Annotated in this window: 14 protein-coding genes and 2 pseudogenes; 9 read left to right on the top strand and 7 right to left on the bottom strand. The window is 40.8% G+C overall.

Going from position 1 to position 15,712, the window contains the following annotated elements; genetic code table 11:
* The first annotated feature begins 432 nt into the window (after positions 1-432).
* Both NWP17_RS17415 and NWP17_RS17410 read left to right on the top strand, forming a co-directional pair.
* Positions 433-1,749 (top strand): glycosyltransferase family 4 protein, encoded by a 1,317-nt coding sequence (locus NWP17_RS17415; protein WP_280656134.1) that lies wholly within the window; start codon positions 433-435, stop codon positions 1,747-1,749.
* Positions 1,750-1,926: 177 nt separating this feature from the next.
* Positions 1,927-2,811: a DUF2887 domain-containing protein gene (locus NWP17_RS17410; protein ID WP_280656133.1), complete on the top strand. Its 885-nt coding sequence runs from the start codon at positions 1,927-1,929 to the stop codon at positions 2,809-2,811.
* A gap of 480 nt (positions 2,812-3,291) precedes the next feature.
* On the opposite strand, the pseudogene NWP17_RS17400 reads toward NWP17_RS17410, so the two are convergent.
* Positions 3,292-3,465, bottom strand: a pseudogene (locus NWP17_RS17400) (IS1634 family transposase); the annotation flags it as partial.
* A 34-nt stretch (positions 3,466-3,499) separates the two neighbouring features.
* On the opposite strand from NWP17_RS17400, the gene NWP17_RS17395 reads away from it, so the two are divergent.
* On the top strand, positions 3,500-4,321 hold the full coding sequence (locus tag NWP17_RS17395) for a PD-(D/E)XK nuclease family protein (RefSeq protein ID WP_280656132.1): 822 nt from the start codon (positions 3,500-3,502) through the stop codon (positions 4,319-4,321).
* A gap of 11 nt (positions 4,322-4,332) precedes the next feature.
* Here the strand turns inward: NWP17_RS17395 and purT are convergent, their stop codons facing one another.
* Complete coding sequence (purT, locus tag NWP17_RS17390) at positions 4,333-5,502, bottom strand: formate-dependent phosphoribosylglycinamide formyltransferase (protein WP_280656131.1); 1,170 nt, start codon at positions 5,500-5,502, stop codon at positions 4,333-4,335.
* 156 nt (positions 5,503-5,658) lie between these two features.
* Between purT and NWP17_RS17385 the strand changes: the two genes are divergently transcribed.
* Together NWP17_RS17385 and NWP17_RS17380 are read left to right on the top strand one after the other, a co-directional pair.
* Positions 5,659-6,609, top strand: coding sequence for a 1-aminocyclopropane-1-carboxylate deaminase/D-cysteine desulfhydrase (locus tag NWP17_RS17385; protein WP_280656130.1), 951 nt, complete (start codon positions 5,659-5,661; stop codon positions 6,607-6,609).
* Positions 6,610-6,758: 149 nt separating this feature from the next.
* Complete coding sequence (locus NWP17_RS17380) at positions 6,759-7,241, top strand: hypothetical protein (RefSeq protein ID WP_280656129.1); 483 nt, start codon at positions 6,759-6,761, stop codon at positions 7,239-7,241.
* 96 nt (positions 7,242-7,337) lie between these two features.
* On the opposite strand, the gene aroB is transcribed toward NWP17_RS17380, so the two are convergent.
* Positions 7,338-8,429: a 3-dehydroquinate synthase gene (aroB, locus tag NWP17_RS17375; protein WP_280656128.1), complete on the bottom strand. Its 1,092-nt coding sequence runs from the start codon at positions 8,427-8,429 to the stop codon at positions 7,338-7,340.
* 149 nt (positions 8,430-8,578) lie between these two features.
* Between aroB and petL the strand changes: the two genes are divergently transcribed.
* The 3 genes from petL (at position 8,579) to NWP17_RS17360 (ending at position 11,954) form a co-directional block, all read left to right on the top strand.
* Entirely contained in the window at positions 8,579-8,674 is a 96-nt protein-coding gene (petL, locus tag NWP17_RS17370; protein ID WP_280656127.1) for a cytochrome b6-f complex subunit PetL, read from the top strand.
* Positions 8,675-8,903: 229 nt separating this feature from the next.
* A complete protein-coding gene (locus NWP17_RS17365) occupies positions 8,904-10,271 on the top strand; it encodes an NAD-dependent succinate-semialdehyde dehydrogenase (protein WP_280656126.1) in 1,368 nt (455 codons plus the stop codon).
* Between the two features lie 39 nt (positions 10,272-10,310).
* On the top strand, positions 10,311-11,954 hold the full coding sequence (locus NWP17_RS17360) for an acetolactate synthase large subunit (RefSeq protein ID WP_280656125.1): 1,644 nt from the start codon (positions 10,311-10,313) through the stop codon (positions 11,952-11,954).
* Between the two features lie 91 nt (positions 11,955-12,045).
* On the opposite strand, the gene NWP17_RS17355 is transcribed toward NWP17_RS17360, so the two are convergent.
* Positions 12,046-12,387, bottom strand: a complete 342-nt coding sequence (locus tag NWP17_RS17355) for a hypothetical protein (protein WP_280656124.1) — start codon at positions 12,385-12,387, stop codon at positions 12,046-12,048.
* A 438-nt stretch (positions 12,388-12,825) separates the two neighbouring features.
* Here NWP17_RS17355 and NWP17_RS17350 point away from each other — a divergent pair, with 438 nt between their 5' ends.
* Positions 12,826-13,188 carry a Lin0512 family protein gene (locus tag NWP17_RS17350; RefSeq protein ID WP_280656123.1) on the top strand — a complete coding sequence of 121 codons (363 nt, stop codon included), beginning with the start codon at positions 12,826-12,828 and terminating at the stop codon, positions 13,186-13,188.
* Between the two features lie 14 nt (positions 13,189-13,202).
* Here NWP17_RS17350 and NWP17_RS17345 read toward each other — a convergent pair whose 3' ends face one another.
* The 3 genes and pseudogenes from NWP17_RS17345 to NWP17_RS17335 all read right to left on the bottom strand — a co-directional run.
* Positions 13,203-13,502: a hypothetical protein gene (locus NWP17_RS17345; RefSeq protein WP_280656122.1), complete on the bottom strand. Its 300-nt coding sequence runs from the start codon at positions 13,500-13,502 to the stop codon at positions 13,203-13,205.
* A gap of 265 nt (positions 13,503-13,767) precedes the next feature.
* Positions 13,768-15,534: an arginine--tRNA ligase gene (gene argS / locus NWP17_RS17340; protein WP_280656121.1), complete on the bottom strand. Its 1,767-nt coding sequence runs from the start codon at positions 15,532-15,534 to the stop codon at positions 13,768-13,770.
* Positions 15,535-15,576: 42 nt separating this feature from the next.
* Positions 15,577-15,712: pseudogene (locus NWP17_RS17335) on the bottom strand (IS200/IS605 family transposase); the annotation flags it as partial.

Raw genomic sequence — 15,712 nt, 5'->3', positions numbered from 1 at the left:
TATCAAGGAAAACCCTGATTTTACAACTCTCTCACTTAATTTTTTTTAGTCGAAAGGTAATTTTTATGATCAGTAATAATTTGGTTTGAAATTGTATCACATTCTCTTAGGTTATGATGCTATGTTTATGATGCTATTTTAAATTTTTGATAAACACCACTGATTTAGATTAAAACATGGTAGCCTAGATTAGCATATATAATTCTTCAGGAAAATTACACAGTCTGTTGCTATAAAAAGGTTTCCGGAGCAAAAGAAAAATAAAAGTAAAGTTAAAGGAGTACATCAAATTCATAACCTAAACTTGGTCAAGCAAATTACAATCATCAGGTAGTAACGGGGGAATCTCATTTAGCATTATAATACATTAACCACCTGAATACTTAAGTTGTTTTACTAACAATATTTTTAACCTCAACAATAGAATAATCGATGAAATTCAACAAGTGGACTAATAAAAAGGTAATATCACCATTAGTTTCTATAGATCAGCATGAGGAGACCCTAAGTGTTGACCAATCAATTAAGTTATGCGTAGTTACACAATTTTTTCCTCCCGACTATGCCGCTACGGGGCAATTGATTGAGGAACTTGTTAAACAGTTACAGCAGCAAGGGGTTAATATTGAGGTCTTTACCAGTCAGCCTGGATATGCGTTTAACTCAAGTAAGGCTCCCTATTTAGAATATGTTGACCAAATTAAAATCCAAAGATCCCGTAGCGCTCAACTTTTCCCTGGGCGAATTCGCGGTAAGCTAATTAATGGTGTTTTATATACTTTACGTACTATAATATATCTACTGAGAGCATTAAGGCGTATTAATATACTATTGGTAACTACAGCCCCGCCCTTTTTGCCTACTGTGGCTTATTTAATTAATCTTCTCTTTAAATTACCCTATGTGTGCATAATATATGATTTATACCCGGATGTGGTCATATCTCTGGGTATAATATCTAAAAATCACTGGATAGCAAAACTTTGGCAGGCAGTGAATCGTCGAGTTTGGCTCAATGCTAAAGGCATTATAGTTCTCAGTCCTGAGATGAAACAGCGCGTTTTAGCCCACTGTCCTCAAGTGGCTCATAAAGTTTCTGTAATTCATAGCTGGGCTAACCCAGAATTTATTGTACCCATTCCTAAACAAGAAAACTGGTTTGCTTGGAAATACAATTTAGTGAATAAATTCACAGTGCTTTACTCAGGCAACATGGGCCGATGTCATGACATACATACTTTCTTAGAAGCTGCCATAGAACTGCAAGATGAGCCTGTGCAATTTGTATGTATTGGTGGAGGAGCTAGGCGGGAAGAATTAATTGCCCAAGTTAATCTCTTGGGGCTAAATAACTTTACATTTTTACCATATCAAGATAAAAAAGACTTGCCCTATTCTCTCACAGCTAGCGATTTGTCTTTAGTAAGTATTAGCCCATCTAGTGAAAGCTTGGTTGTACCGAGCAAGTTGTATTCAGCATTAGCAGCTGGTAAGCCCTTGGCAGTGGTTTGTTCTCCCTACTCTAGCTTAAGACAAGTAATTGCCCAAGCCCATTGCGGTGCCGCATTTGATCATGGTGATGGCCATGGATTGGCTGAATTTATCCGCCTGCTGCGACGTAATCAAGAACTAGGGCAACAGATGGGTAAGGCGGCTAGAGAGTATGTCCAATCTCACTTTACACCTAAAATTATCTCTCAACAATACCTTAATGTTTTGCGCCGGGCGTTGAATATTGAAGAAGTGTGACTTGTTTTTACGTATTGGAGGAGTGAGGCTCTCTTAGACTTTACCAGTATGTCAGACTTAGATGAATGGTTAAATACCCAAGTCATCTCAGAGACAAAAGAGTAAATTTGAGGAGGTGGAGAGGCGATCGCTCACAGTTACCCAGTGAACTAGTGGAGACATGAAAGAAAAAGTCTCATGAAAACAGATAAATGGTTTTATCAGCTATTCCTGAATCAACCAAGCCTATTGGCAGAACTCATCCCTGGATTACCCCGGGAATGCCAATATGATTACTCAGCCCCGGTAATTAAAGAACAAGAATTTCGCCTAGATGGTATATTTACCCCCAGTAATCCAGACCAAAACATGGCTGTAGTATTTGTAGAAGCACAAATGCAGCCAGACAGGGATTTTTACGCCCGGTACTTTGCAGAAGTTTACTTATATTTAAAGCAGTATAAAATAACGAGACAATGGCGTGGCTTACTGATATTAAAGTCTCGCAGTCAGGAATTAGGGTCAGAAATACCGTACCAATGGCAGTTATTGGAACAAGTACAAAGAGTATACCTGGAAGACCTAAAAGAAGAAAAAGAATTAAGTCCCAACTTAGCCATGCTGCAACTGATTATCCTACCGAAAGGAAAGACAGGCAAAGCAGCCCAAGAATTACTGAAAAGTGCTAAAAGTGACCAAGAGTTTAGACAGAGGTTGGATTTAGTCCAAGCTATACTAGTTAACAAATTCCCTCAACTAACCCCAGCCGAAATATTAGAAATGTTAGACCTAAAAAGCGAAGATATTAGCCACACCCGTTATTATCAGGTGGTTTTTCAAGAAGGTAAACAACAAGGTGAGCAAAAAGGTGAGCAAAGGGGAGAGCAAAAAGGAGAAGCAAAACTGATTATCCGTTTATTAAATCGCCGATGTGGGGTCTTGACTCCCAGCCAGGAAACCCAAATCCGCAAATTACCCATACCCCAACTAGAAGCCCTGGGAGATGCTCTTTTAGACTTTACCAGTATGTCAGACTTAGATGAATGGTTAAATACCCAAGTCATTTCAGAGACAAAAGAGTAAATTTGAGGAGGTGGAGAGGCGCTCGCTCACAGTCACCCAGTGAACTAGTGGAGACATGAAAGAAAAAGTCTCATGAAAACAGATAAATGGTTTTATCAGCTATTCCTGAATCAACCAAGCCTATTGGCAGAACTCATCCCTGGAACCCACATTCCGCACCCCAAACTGTTACAGGGAGAACTTACGTAGATAAAAAAGAAAAGTGAGCATAAAAACAGACAAACAAAGTGAAAAAAGGCATTTGAGAAATAGTAAATCATCAAAAATGACATCAAAAACTATTCTCAATAAGAAGCAATAAGAATGAACACCACCTGAAGAAGTAAACAGATAAATAAAAAAAGATATTCAAGACAAAACTCATAAATTGGACTAATATTTCCAGGATAGAAACGAAATGACAGACATCATAAAATAGAGCTATAAATAAAACAGATTAGCTCCTAAATGTGATATTAATTAAATTAATGTAGAGAAGAATTAAGTGGCTAATTGATAGTAACGAAAACAATTATCTGGTAAAAGACTCAAGATAAAATCCCTGTCCTTATTCCAATTAGAAATATGTTCCTTTTGATTGAGTGTAACCAAATGAATACACTGAAAGCATTGAAAAATACAACGTAAAGTCGGGCGGTTAGTTGCTTTAGGAATGTGGTAAAATGGGTATGTGGCTTAGTTGTCTACTATGAATGATGCCGAGTTAAAACGTCTACTGAGACAAGAGTTACCCGCTCTACTGGATGAAGATGTAGAAATCCGCGATTTGCTGGTGAAGGCTATTTCTAACTATTTTGCAGGGAAGTCAGAAACAGAAAGTCGCTTTGATTTAGTCCTGGCAGAAATGCGACGCGATCGCGCAGAACAATCCCAAAAATGGGAAGAAAACAGGCGGGAGTTTGACCAAATTATCGCCCAAATGGAACGCGATCGCGCAGAACAATCCCGGAAATGGGATGAACAATCGCAAAAATGGGAAGAAAACAAACGACAATTTGACCAAATTATCGCCCAAATGGAACGCGATCGCGCAGAACAATCCCAAAAATGGGAAGGAAACAGGCGGGAGTTTGACCAAATGATAGCAGAAATCCGATCTGTTAATCGTAAGCATGACAGCACCATGGGGGCTTTAGGTGCGCGCTGGGGTTTATCATCAGAATCATCATTTCGCAATGCCATGAAAGGAATTTTAGAACAATCCTTTGGGGTGCAGGTGGTGAATATAGTAGAGTATGATGATGCGGGGGTAGTGTTTGGCAGACCAGACCAAATAGAGTTAGATTTAATTATTAAAAATGGCGAATTAATTATTTGTGAAATTAAGTCCTCCGTGAGTAAACCGGACTTACACATTTTTGCCCGCAAAGTAGAGTATTACGAGCAGCGACATCACAGACAAGCCACCAGAAAGATTGTGATTTCACCCATGGTACAAACTAAAGCCCAAACCTTGGCTTCTAGTTTAGGAATTGAAATTTACAGCTATGCTGAGGATGTGCCTGAATAATAGGGAATAGATTAAACCATTTGTACCTGACTAGCTGCTCGTTTAGCCCTCTCCCTCGCCTCCACAATACTATCACCTTTAGCCAAGGCCACTCCCATGCGTCGATAAGGGTGGGCGGTAGGTTTGCCAAATAATTTAATATCTACATCCGGTACTGACAAAGCTTCAGCCACACCTGTAAAAGCTACTATATCAGATGTTTTAGCAGCTAAAATCACCGCACTTGCGGCACATCCTAACTGTTTTATATTCGCAATTGGTAACCCTAAAATAGCGCGTAAATGTAGTTCAAATTCATTCAAGTTTTGCGATATTAACGTTACCATGCCTGTGTCATGGGGACGAGGGGAAAGTTCAGAAAAAATTACCTCATCTTTAGTAATAAAAAATTCTACACCGAATATGCCTGCTCCTCCCAAAGCATCGGTGATTTGTTTGGCTATGGCTTGGGCTTGTGATATTTTTTCTTCACCAATATCTGCTGGTTGCCAAGATTCTTGATAATCGCCTCGTTCTTGACGATGACCAATGGGAGAACAAAAAATTGTTGGTGCGTTCCACTGTTTCACAGTTAGCAAAGTGATCTCAATTTCAAAGTTGATAAATTCCTCTACAATCACCCTTTGAGTATCACCCCTAGAGTTAGCGATCGCATAATTCCAGGCTGACTCAACTTCCCCCTGATGCTGTACAACAGATTGACCTTTACCAGAAGATGACATGACAGGTTTAACCACATTGGGAAATCCTACGTGTTCAGAAGCAGCAGTTAACTCCTGTAGAGTATAAGCATAGGCATATTTAGCCGTTCTAATACCTAATTCTTGATGTGCTAATTCCCTAATTCTATCGCGGTTCATAGTATAATTAGTGGCGGCAGCAGTGGGGATAACTGTAATACCTCGTTGTTCAAACTCCAGCAGCTTTTCCGTTCTAATTGCTTCAATTTCTGGTATAATAAAATCAGGTTTATGCCGATTGACAATAGCTTCTAATTGTTCAGCACTCAGCATAGAAATGACCTCAGAAACATCAGCAACCTGCATAGCGGGAGCATTAGCGTAGCGGTCAACGGCAATTACATAATTACCGAGGCGTTGAGCAGCAATGACAAATTCTTTACCGAGTTCCCCTGAACCCAACAGCATTAATTTTCGGGGTAGTTGAATTGAATTATTCATATAATTTATGGCGAATTTTGCTTAAGTAGGTACAGTAGCGGGCAAGACTTGTACTGATCGCTTAGTATTGAGTATAGTCTAAGTATAGTAGATACTATGCCCACACCACAAGATTTCTATCATTTATATTTTTATCTCACTCGTTGAGGAAACGCTATGATGACCAATAAAAACTGCCTTGCACCCCTATATTCACAGTTTCCACCTCCTTTCATTCAAGAGATAGAGAGCCACATTACCCGCAGCGCTGGTGTAGAACTGTTTGTCCTGCGCCTTGATTGTATGCACCCATTGATTAATGGTAACAAATGGTTTAAGTTAAAATATAACCTCCTAGAGGCCAAGCAGCAAAATTTAACCACTTTGCTTACCTTTGGGGGCGCTTATTCTAATCACATTTTTGCCACCGCAGCAGCCGGTAATCTTTTCGGCTTCCGCACAATTGGCGTAATTCGTGGGGAAGAAAAATTACCCCTAAACCCCACACTTAGTTTTGCTGTACAGCAGGGTATGCAGCTGGTTTACCTTAATCGTAAAACTTACCGAAAAAAGCATACACAAGAATTACAGGAAGACTTAAAACAACGTTTCGGCAAGGTGTTTATCATTCCTGAAGGTGGTAGCAATTTACCAGGTGTACGTGGTTGTACAGAAATTATTGGTGATGATACTGTATTTGATACTATCTGCTTGGCTTGTGGTACAGGCACTACACTAGCTGGTATTGCCCTTTCCCTTAATCCAAAACAACGAGTGATTGGTTTTCCTGTGCTGAAAAATGGCGAATTTCTCGCCCAGGATATCCAGAATTGGCTCAGGAATTATCTGGAGTCTGGGCTACCTACACCAAACCAATCTCCAGGAACTTGGCAATTAATCTGTGACTATCACTTTGGCGGTTATGCCAAGGTTAATAAAGATTTGCTAGTTTTTAGTCAGCAATTTGAACAGGAGAATAATATATCACTTGATTACGTATATACCGCAAAAATGTTTTATGGCATAATAGATTTGCTGTATCAAAGATTTTTTCCCAAGGGTCATCGCCTGCTATTAGTTCATACAGGAGGTTTGCAGGGTAATTTTAGTATAAAGCAGCTAGTGTAAATTAATTACCTGGCTATAATGGAGTGAATTAAGGGAAATACACATTCCTTTATGTCTAACCCTTGTCAAGTGGCTATTCAATCGGAACTACAATCAAAACAACGCAAGAGGCAAATTGTTTATATGAATTTTAATAAATTAAGAACAAAATGAGAGAACCACAAAACTTTTGCTGTAGTTTTGAGCAATTTTATCACACAATTTCCCCAAAGGTCAAAGACAATCTAACACATGAGCAATTACAAGCGATCAAAATTGCTTATGAATCTACTAATCACAGACAGCCCCACTCTTTAGAAATGAAAGTTTCCTTACCTATTCCCGGACTCAGATTTTATATAGTTTTGTTAGCCGGTAAAGAATCTCGCGCCAAAAAGCGCTTGCGGTATGATAAAACTGTATACCCTTTGCGTAATCCTGTTAATATTTTATTCCTATTATTGCTGGTAATTATCTTTTTGATTTCTACCTTTACTATCCTGAACTTAGTATTGTCTTCATTTTCTTGTATCCCCAGTTCTCCCTACCCTACATCTATTCCTTGGATTAATAACCAATCAGACTGTGAACGTACAAATAGAAATTGGTACGACGGCAAATGTTGGGATGCAGAACACAATCCTACTTTTTAAATATATAAATACATTTACACTCACATTTTCAAGAAAACTTTTGTTAAAATGCCCGCTTTATCACTTACAGGATAAAAGCGGGTTAAGAATTATCAACTACATACTCTGCAACACTTGGCGGATAGTTTCTGATGGTACTTGGTCGGTAATTGTCACCACGCCGATTTTTGTGGGTAAAACAAACCTAACTTTACCATCTTTAACTTTTTTATCTAGTTGCAAAGCATTAATAATCGCCTCAATATCTACCCCATCTGGTAGCTGAGTTGGTAAACCTGCTTTTTGAATTAGGGTATTTTGTCTTTCTGTATCTTCCTGCTGCCACATTCCCAATTCTACCGCAATGTTACCAGCTGCTACCATCCCAATGGCCACTGCTTCACCATGTTTGAGTAAACGATAACCTGTCAAGCTTTCCACTGCATGACCAATAGTATGTCCATAGTTGAGAATCGCCCTGAGTCCGCCTTCCTTTTCATCTTTAGCGACAACATCGGCTTTAGCTTGACAAGAACGTGTTAATATATATTCTATAAACTCCGGCGGGATATAGCGCAGCTGATTCAGGTGTTTACAGGCTTCCATCTGGGTAAATAATTCAGCATCCCAAATCACCCCGTATTTAATTACTTCTGCCATTCCTGCCCGAAATTCCCCCATGGGCAGAGTTTTAAGTGTGTCTGGGCTAATTAATACCAGACGTGGTTGATGAAAAGCGCCAATCAAATTTTTACCACGGGGATGATTAACACCAGTTTTACCCCCAATAGCTGAATCCACCATAGCTAAGAGGGTAGTAGGTACTTGTACTACATTCATGCCTCGTAACCAGGTAGCCGCAGCAAAGCCAGTCATATCCCCAATTACACCCCCGCCTAAAGCCACCATTGTAGAAGAACGTTCTAAGCGGTTTTCTAAGGCAATGTCATAGAGTTTTTGGATAGAGTTGAGGGTTTTGTAACGTTCACCAGGTGGTAGGTTATAACTAGCGACTTGAAAACCAGCTGATGTGAGAGACTGTATCACTCTTTCGCCATAATGCTTAAAAATACTGGGATTAGAAACAACTAAAACCTTGTTACCTAGGTTCAAAGCGGCCATTTGTTCACCGAGTTGATCTAAGCTAGAAGGTGCGATCGCAATCTCATAGGACTGCTGCGGTAGATTCACATTAATTACAGAAGTCATTATCCAAACCCAAATAAGCGCCGTGGGCTGTATTCTATCGCAATGTGGGGAGATGGAGGAGACAGTCCAGCATTTTTCTCCCTTTTTATGCCCCATTCCTCATTCTCCATGATTCAATAGAGTTAGTTAAGTATTGTGGAGAAAAATCAATGTTTGGAGTAATAGCTTATATTGGCTTTTTGACTGTGTTTATGGTGGTAGCCGTAGGTCTACTGTTCGGTTTACGTGCCGTTAAACTAATTTAATTTGCTGTAATTCTCTCCTCTCCTAAACCAGGAGAGGGGTTAACAGCAAAGTTTTATAGTGTGCCTAATTTCACAAAAATTAATAGAAATCAATATAAAAATAATTGCGGTGATTAACTATTGACAAATTTACTTGAGCAAAAGACTAAAATTTGGTTATGGCTTCCATAACTGATCTGTGTAACACTAGGAAGCTACCTCAAGCTATTCTTGAACGGGAGGTCAGGCAATGGCTATCGCCACCATTAATCCCGCCAGTGGGGAAACTCTCAAAATCTTTGAGCCGCTCAATGATGCAGAAATTGCCTCTAAACTGAATTTGGCTGATCAGACTTTTGCACAGTATCGCCAAACCAGTTTTTCCGAGCGATCGCAATGGCTAAAAACCGCAGCTACAATTCTACAGCAAGAAAAAGCCGATTTGGCTAAAACAATGACCCTGGAAATGGGCAAGCCTTATCAAGCGTCCATGTCAGAAGTGGAAAAATGCGCCCTGGTTTGTCAGTACTACGCCGAACAAGCCCCTAGTTTTTTGGCTGATGTCCCGGTTACCACCGACGCTAGCCAAAGTTTTGTCTGCTATCAGCCTCTAGGGGTAATTCTCGCTGTCATGCCGTGGAATTTCCCTTTTTGGCAAGTGTTTCGTTTTGCCGCACCTGCCCTAATGGCCGGAAATGTCGGCTTACTTAAACACGCTTCTAATGTGCCACAGTGCGCTTTGGCAATTGAAGATATTATTCATCGGGCTGGTTTTCCTCCCGGTGCTTTTCAAACCCTGTTAATTGGTGCTGCCAAAGTTGCCGATTTAATGGCTGATGACAGAGTAAAAGCTGCCACCTTAACCGGTAGCGAACCCGCTGGTGCCTCCCTGGCTGCCGCGGCCGGGCAACAAATTAAAAAAACTGTCTTAGAATTGGGAGGCAGTGACCCGTTTATTGTTTTAGAAACTGCTGATTTAGAAACCGCAGTTGCCAACGCCACCACAGCCAGGATGTTGAATAACGGGCAATCTTGCATAGCAGCAAAACGGTTTATTATTGCAGAAGCCATCGCTACTGAATTTGAAAAACTACTGTTAGATAAATTTCTGGCGCTGAAAGTGGGCGATCCCATGCACCCAGATACTGATCTAGGTCCATTGGCCACCCCTGGTATTCTGGAAGACTTAGACCAACAAGTGCAAACTGCCATCAAAAGCGGTGGAAAAGTCCTCACTGGTGGACATCCTCTCTCAGAGCGCCCCGGCAACTTTTACCCACCAACAATCATTACAGACATCCCCCCAGATAGCGCCATTGCACAAGAAGAATTTTTTGGACCGGTGGCGTTATTATTCCGTGTGCCAGATATTGATGCAGCTATTCAATTAGCTAATGCTACACCTTTTGGCTTGGGTGCAAGTGCTTGGACAAATAATCACCAAGAACGCCGTCGCCTGATTACCGAAATTGAAGCAGGTGCGGTATTCATTAACGGCATGGTTAAATCTGACCCCCGCTTACCTTTTGGTGGTATTAAGCGTTCTGGATATGGCAGAGAGTTGAGTATTCAAGGAATACACGAGTTCGTCAATGTGAAAACCGTGTGGGTGAAGTGATTAGTCATTAGTCATTGGTCAATCAATTGAGGGAATCAGATGAATACAGCTGAGTTATTGGTGCAGTGTCTGGAAAATGAAGGCGTGCAATATGTTTTTGGTCTTCCTGGGGAAGAAAATCTGCACGTTTTAGAAGCGCTGAAAAAATCTTCCATTCAATTTATTACTACTCGTCATGAACAAGGTGCAGCATTCATGGCGGATGTCTACGGACGCTTGACTGGTAAAGCTGGAGTATGTCTTTCTACCCTCGGACCGGGAGCAACTAATTTAATGACTGGAGTGGCAGATGCTAACTTAGATGGTGCGCCATTAGTAGCAATTACCGGTCAGGTGGGAACCGATAGAATGCACATCGAATCCCATCAATACTTGGATTTGGTAGCTATGTTTGCTCCGGTAACTAAGTGGAATAAACAAATTGTCCGCCCCAGCATTACCCCTGAAGTTGTCCGCAAGGCATTCAAGCGATCGCAAACAGAAAAACCTGGTGCAGTCCACATTGATTTACCAGAAAATATTGCTGCTATGCCTGTAGAAGGTAAGCCTTTGCAAAAAGATAAAATCGAAAAAACCTACGCTTCCTTTGCTTGTATTCGGGCAGCTGCGGCAGCTATTTCTCAAGCAGTTAACCCCATTATCTTAGTTGGTAATGGAGCAATTCGCGCTCAAGCTAGTGATGCCGTTACCCAATTTGCCACCCAAATGAATATACCCGTGGCTAATACTTTTATGGGTAAAGGTGTAATTCCCTATACTCATCCCCTGGCTTTGTGGTCTGTAGGATTACAACAAAAGGACTTTATTAACTGTGGCTTTGACCATACCGACTTAGTAATTGCCATTGGCTATGATTTAATTGAGTTTTCTCCCAAAAAATGGAATCCTGAAGGCAACATTCCCATTATTCACATTGCCGTCAACCCCGCAGAAATTGACAGTAGTTATATTCCCAGTGTGGAAGTCATAGGAGATATTTCCGATTCCCTGAATGAAATTTTAAAATTGGCAGATAGACAGAGTAAACCTCATCCCTATGCCATCAGCTTACGGGGAAATATTCGTGCTGATTACGAACAGTACGCTAATGATGATGGTTTTCCTATTAAACCGCAAAAGTTAATTTACGACCTACGGCAGGTGATGGGGCCAGAGGATATTGTGATTTCTGATGTGGGCGCACATAAAATGTGGATTGCCAGACATTATCACAGTCATAGTCCCAACACTTGCTTGATTTCTAACGGTTTTGCAGCCATGGGTATTGCTATCCCTGGTGCTTTAGCCGCAAAACTAGTTTTCCCTAACCGCAAAGTTGTAGCAGCTACCGGCGATGGGGGCTTTATGATGAATTGTCAGGAATTAGAAACAGCCTTACGTGTTGGTACTCCTTTTGTCACCTTGATTTTTAATGATGGTGGCTATGGGTTAATTGAGTGGAAGCAAGAAAATCAATTTGGCAAAGGTAATTCATCTTTTGTTCATTTTGGTAATCCTGATTTTGTCAAACTAGCGGAAAGTATGGGTTTAAAAGGTTATAGAGTAGAATCCACCACTGATCTTATCCCCGTACTCAAAGAAGCCCTTGCCCAAGATGTACCTGCTGTTATAGATTGTCCTGTAGATTACCGAGAAAATCACCGCTTTAGCCAAAAATCTGGCGCGTTGAACTGCGAAGTTTAGTCAGCTATCTGTAATTGTAATGTCACCGCATGATTCAGCCCCCGTCTGTCAGAAAGACGGGGACTTTTTTCCTGTCCCTCACCTACCCGCCCTAGTCCTCATCCAACGCCGGGAAAGTTTCCTCAAACCGCCACAAATCATCTTTATGGTGGAGAAACCAAATTCTAGTTTCAGGAGTTAGTTGACTCCAAATAACATCACCAGGAACATGGGGGGAAGCATATTGATATTGCCGACCAAGTTCTCTGAGATTTCTTTCCACATCACGCGGAATACCGAAGTCTTCTTGCCAATTAACTTCTACACGTCTGCCTATCAGTCCCGCCGCAGGGTCGAAAATTAATTGGACTGCTCTAATTAAATCAGCAAAATGTTTTGGCTTTAAACTAGCTATTTGCTGAATCTGGGTATTGGGGTTATGATCTTCAGACATTGTTACTGCATTGGGTAAAAATTGGTCATTTTTTCAAACTATTAGCAGAGATTTTCACAATTACAACCCCCAATACCCCCATTTTAGCGCATAGCCTTTTAGCTGGGATGTTTATATGAAAACTAATTTATTTTTAGAAAAGATATTACTAATGACTCATAATAAAGTTAATTAGGATTTTTGGTAGCCATAGGGAACAGGGAACAGAGAATATTGATACATCAAGGATTCACATTTATTCAGTCTTGATACCGAAAAAAAACTTTCCAGTAAATACTGCTCCTTAATTGGAGGTAATAGCAATGATGGAAATATTTTGGTTTGTGCTTTGTGGTTTGCTGTGGCTAATAGGCTTAAGTTTGTTAGCAGAAATTTGGTTCTCCGAAGAAGAAGAACAAATGTAATCATATAAAAGTAGTTGATGTTGAGGAGGTGACTGTGGCGCGTAAACGCTTAATTATTGAGATGGGTATGGGAATAGATCAGCACGGACAAGATCCCACAGTAGCAGCTGCAAGGGCTGTGCGTAATGCGATTGCTCATAATGCCTTACCTGGGGTTTGGGAGGTTGCTGGTTTAAACGATCCCAATGAAATGATTGTGGAAGTTCAGATAGCCGTTCCTGATCCAGAACAAGTTAGGGAAGAAGAAGTACTAGCTGTACTGCCTTTTGGTCGTAAAACCTTACGGGTAGAATCCGGGGGAATGGTGGTTCAAGGGCGAGCAATCGCTTCTCTCAACGATAAAAATGATGAAATGTTGATAGCTGTGGCAGCTGTAACAGTTTTGATTGAAACTTAACCGGATTATCTCAATCAGCGATGTGGGGCGGTTGACTCAAATTCCTCTTTTAGGTCTTGTGGCAACAGGTGATTTAGCTTAGACTCAATGTCCATAAGTTTCTTGAGAATGGTAGGGCGATCGCCATCCAGAGAAATGAGCAAGTTAGCGATGGACTCTTGTATGTTAGTTAATCGTGACACTGCATTCTGGAGTTGTACCATTCCTTCCCGGAGTTCTTGTCGTTCCTGTCGAGCGTCTGCTAGTTCATCCAGCATAGCCTGGGCAGTTCTAGCATTAATCTCCATTAATTGTTTAATTTCTTTGTCATTCATGGCGATGCTACCGTGAGGTTAATATGATTACTTTTTATCAAAAAAGTGTCACCAACTTAAAATAGCCAATAAAAGTTATGCTATATAAAATCGAGACAAAGCTAGACTTTACCTCAATCTTTTTAGCGAATTCGTGAGGTTTAAGTTTGTCCATGAGTGTACAGGCTTGTCTATTAAACTGTCAACTTAGGACAACCTCTCAAAACTGCCAAGCCAGACCAAACAAAAATCCTCAGCCCACCCTGTATTTAAACATCTTTTCTTTCTACATCCTCTCCAACACAGGAATACCTAGTAAAGATAATCCTAACTTTAAAGTTCTAGCAGTTAAATCACACAATATTAACCGTGATGTCCGCAATGTTTCCTCCGCCTCTAGTACCCTTACCCCCTGGTTACGATCATAAAATTGATTAAACTTTTTACTCAACTCATACAAATATTCACATAAACGATTGGGTAATAAATCTTGCTCCACACCGCTAATAACCTCATCTAATTGCAGTAAATACTTAGCCAACGCTAATTCCGTTTCATGTTGCAAGATAACTTTAGCATTCTTACCCAACTCGGCAAAATCAATTTCACCCTTACGGCTAATGCCCTGAATCCGTGCATAAGCATATAACATATACGGCGCAGTATTACCCTTGAGATCCAGCATTTTATCGTAGCTGAAAATATAGTCACTAGTACGGTTTTGGCTTAAATCGGCATATTTCACTGCACTAATACCCACTACCTCCCCAACTTGACTAATAAATTCCTCAGTTTCCTGACGTTCTTCTGCTTGTAATCTACCTTCCAAGTCCCCACGAGACCGAATCGCAGCCTCATCTAATAAATCTCGTAACTTAACAGTATCCCCAGAACGAGTTTTAAATTTCTTCCCATCTTCCCCTAATACCAAACCAAAGGGAACATGAGTTAGTTCTACATCATCAGGAACCCATCCAGCCTTGCGCGCCACCTGAAAGACTTGGGCAAAGTGGTTAGTTTGTCCAGCATCTGTCACATAAATTATGCGTTTGGCTTCATCCTGTTGAATCCGGTAACGCAAAGCTGCTAAATCTGTCGTGGCGTAATTATAACCACCATCTGATTTTTGCACAATCAAAGGCAGAGGTTCACCCTCTCTGTTGGTGAAACCTTCCAAAAACACCACCTTAGCCCCTTGGTTTTCCACCAGTAAACCGGATTTTGCCAAATCTTCCACCACTGCGGGTAAAAAGGGATTATAAAAAGATTCCCCCCGTTCAATTACTTGTACATCCAACAAGTCATAAATTACCTGAAACTCTCGCCGTGACTGTTTGCACAACAATTTCCACGCATGAAGTGTATCCTCTGCGCCTGCTTGTAATTTGACTACTTCCTCTCGCGCTGTTTCTTGAAAAGCCTGATCTTCATCAAAGCGCTGTTTAGCCCGGCGATAAAAACTCACTAAATCTTTAATATCTAAAGCATTAGCAGTGGTCAGAGCTTGTGGGTAAACTTCCCGCAAGTAAGAAATCAACATCCCAAACTGCGTACCCCAATCACCCACATGATTTAACCGCAATACATCATGTCCGCGAAATTCTAAAATCCTGGCGATGGAATCACCAATAATTGTAGAACGTAAATGTCCGACGTGCATTTCTTTAGCAATGTTGGGGCTAGAGAAATCCACAATTTCTCGTTTTGGCGTTTTCGCTTGGGGAACTCCTAGTCGAGAATCTGTTTGAACAGCCTTCAGTTGTGCTTCTAAGTATGCAGTTTTGAGTTTAAAATTAATAAAACCAGGCCCGGCTATCTCTGGTGTTTCGCAAAATTCAGATACATCTAGTTTATCCACAATAGCAGAGGCGATCGCTCTTGGTTGCATTAAGAGTCTTTTACTCAGGGATAAAGCCACATTGGCCTGATAATCACCAAACTTAGGATTACTCGCAGTTACCAGAATGGGGTCTACTCCTGCATAGTCATGGCCAAAAGTAGCCACCAAAGCCTGCTCAAGTTTAAGTTTAAGTTGTTCTTGTGTAGCGTTCATATATAGATTTTATCGAAAAAATGGGTTGAAAACCCCGTCGTTCTAGGACGGCTTTTCTTGATTCTGGATATATTTCTTCAGCACCTGAAGTGGCGCAGCACCAACAGACGGCAGAAAGTAACTAGGACTCCTAAGAGCTTGCTTCCCATAGGGTTTAGGAAATCCACCTTGACCGTAT

Source organism: Chrysosporum bergii ANA360D (assembly GCF_029891735.1).
In the GTDB taxonomy this organism is placed as follows: domain Bacteria; phylum Cyanobacteriota; class Cyanobacteriia; order Cyanobacteriales; family Nostocaceae; genus Umezakia; species Umezakia bergii.
The sequence above is the reverse complement of the archived record's forward strand: the minus strand, read 5'-3'. Positions and strand labels throughout refer to the sequence as shown.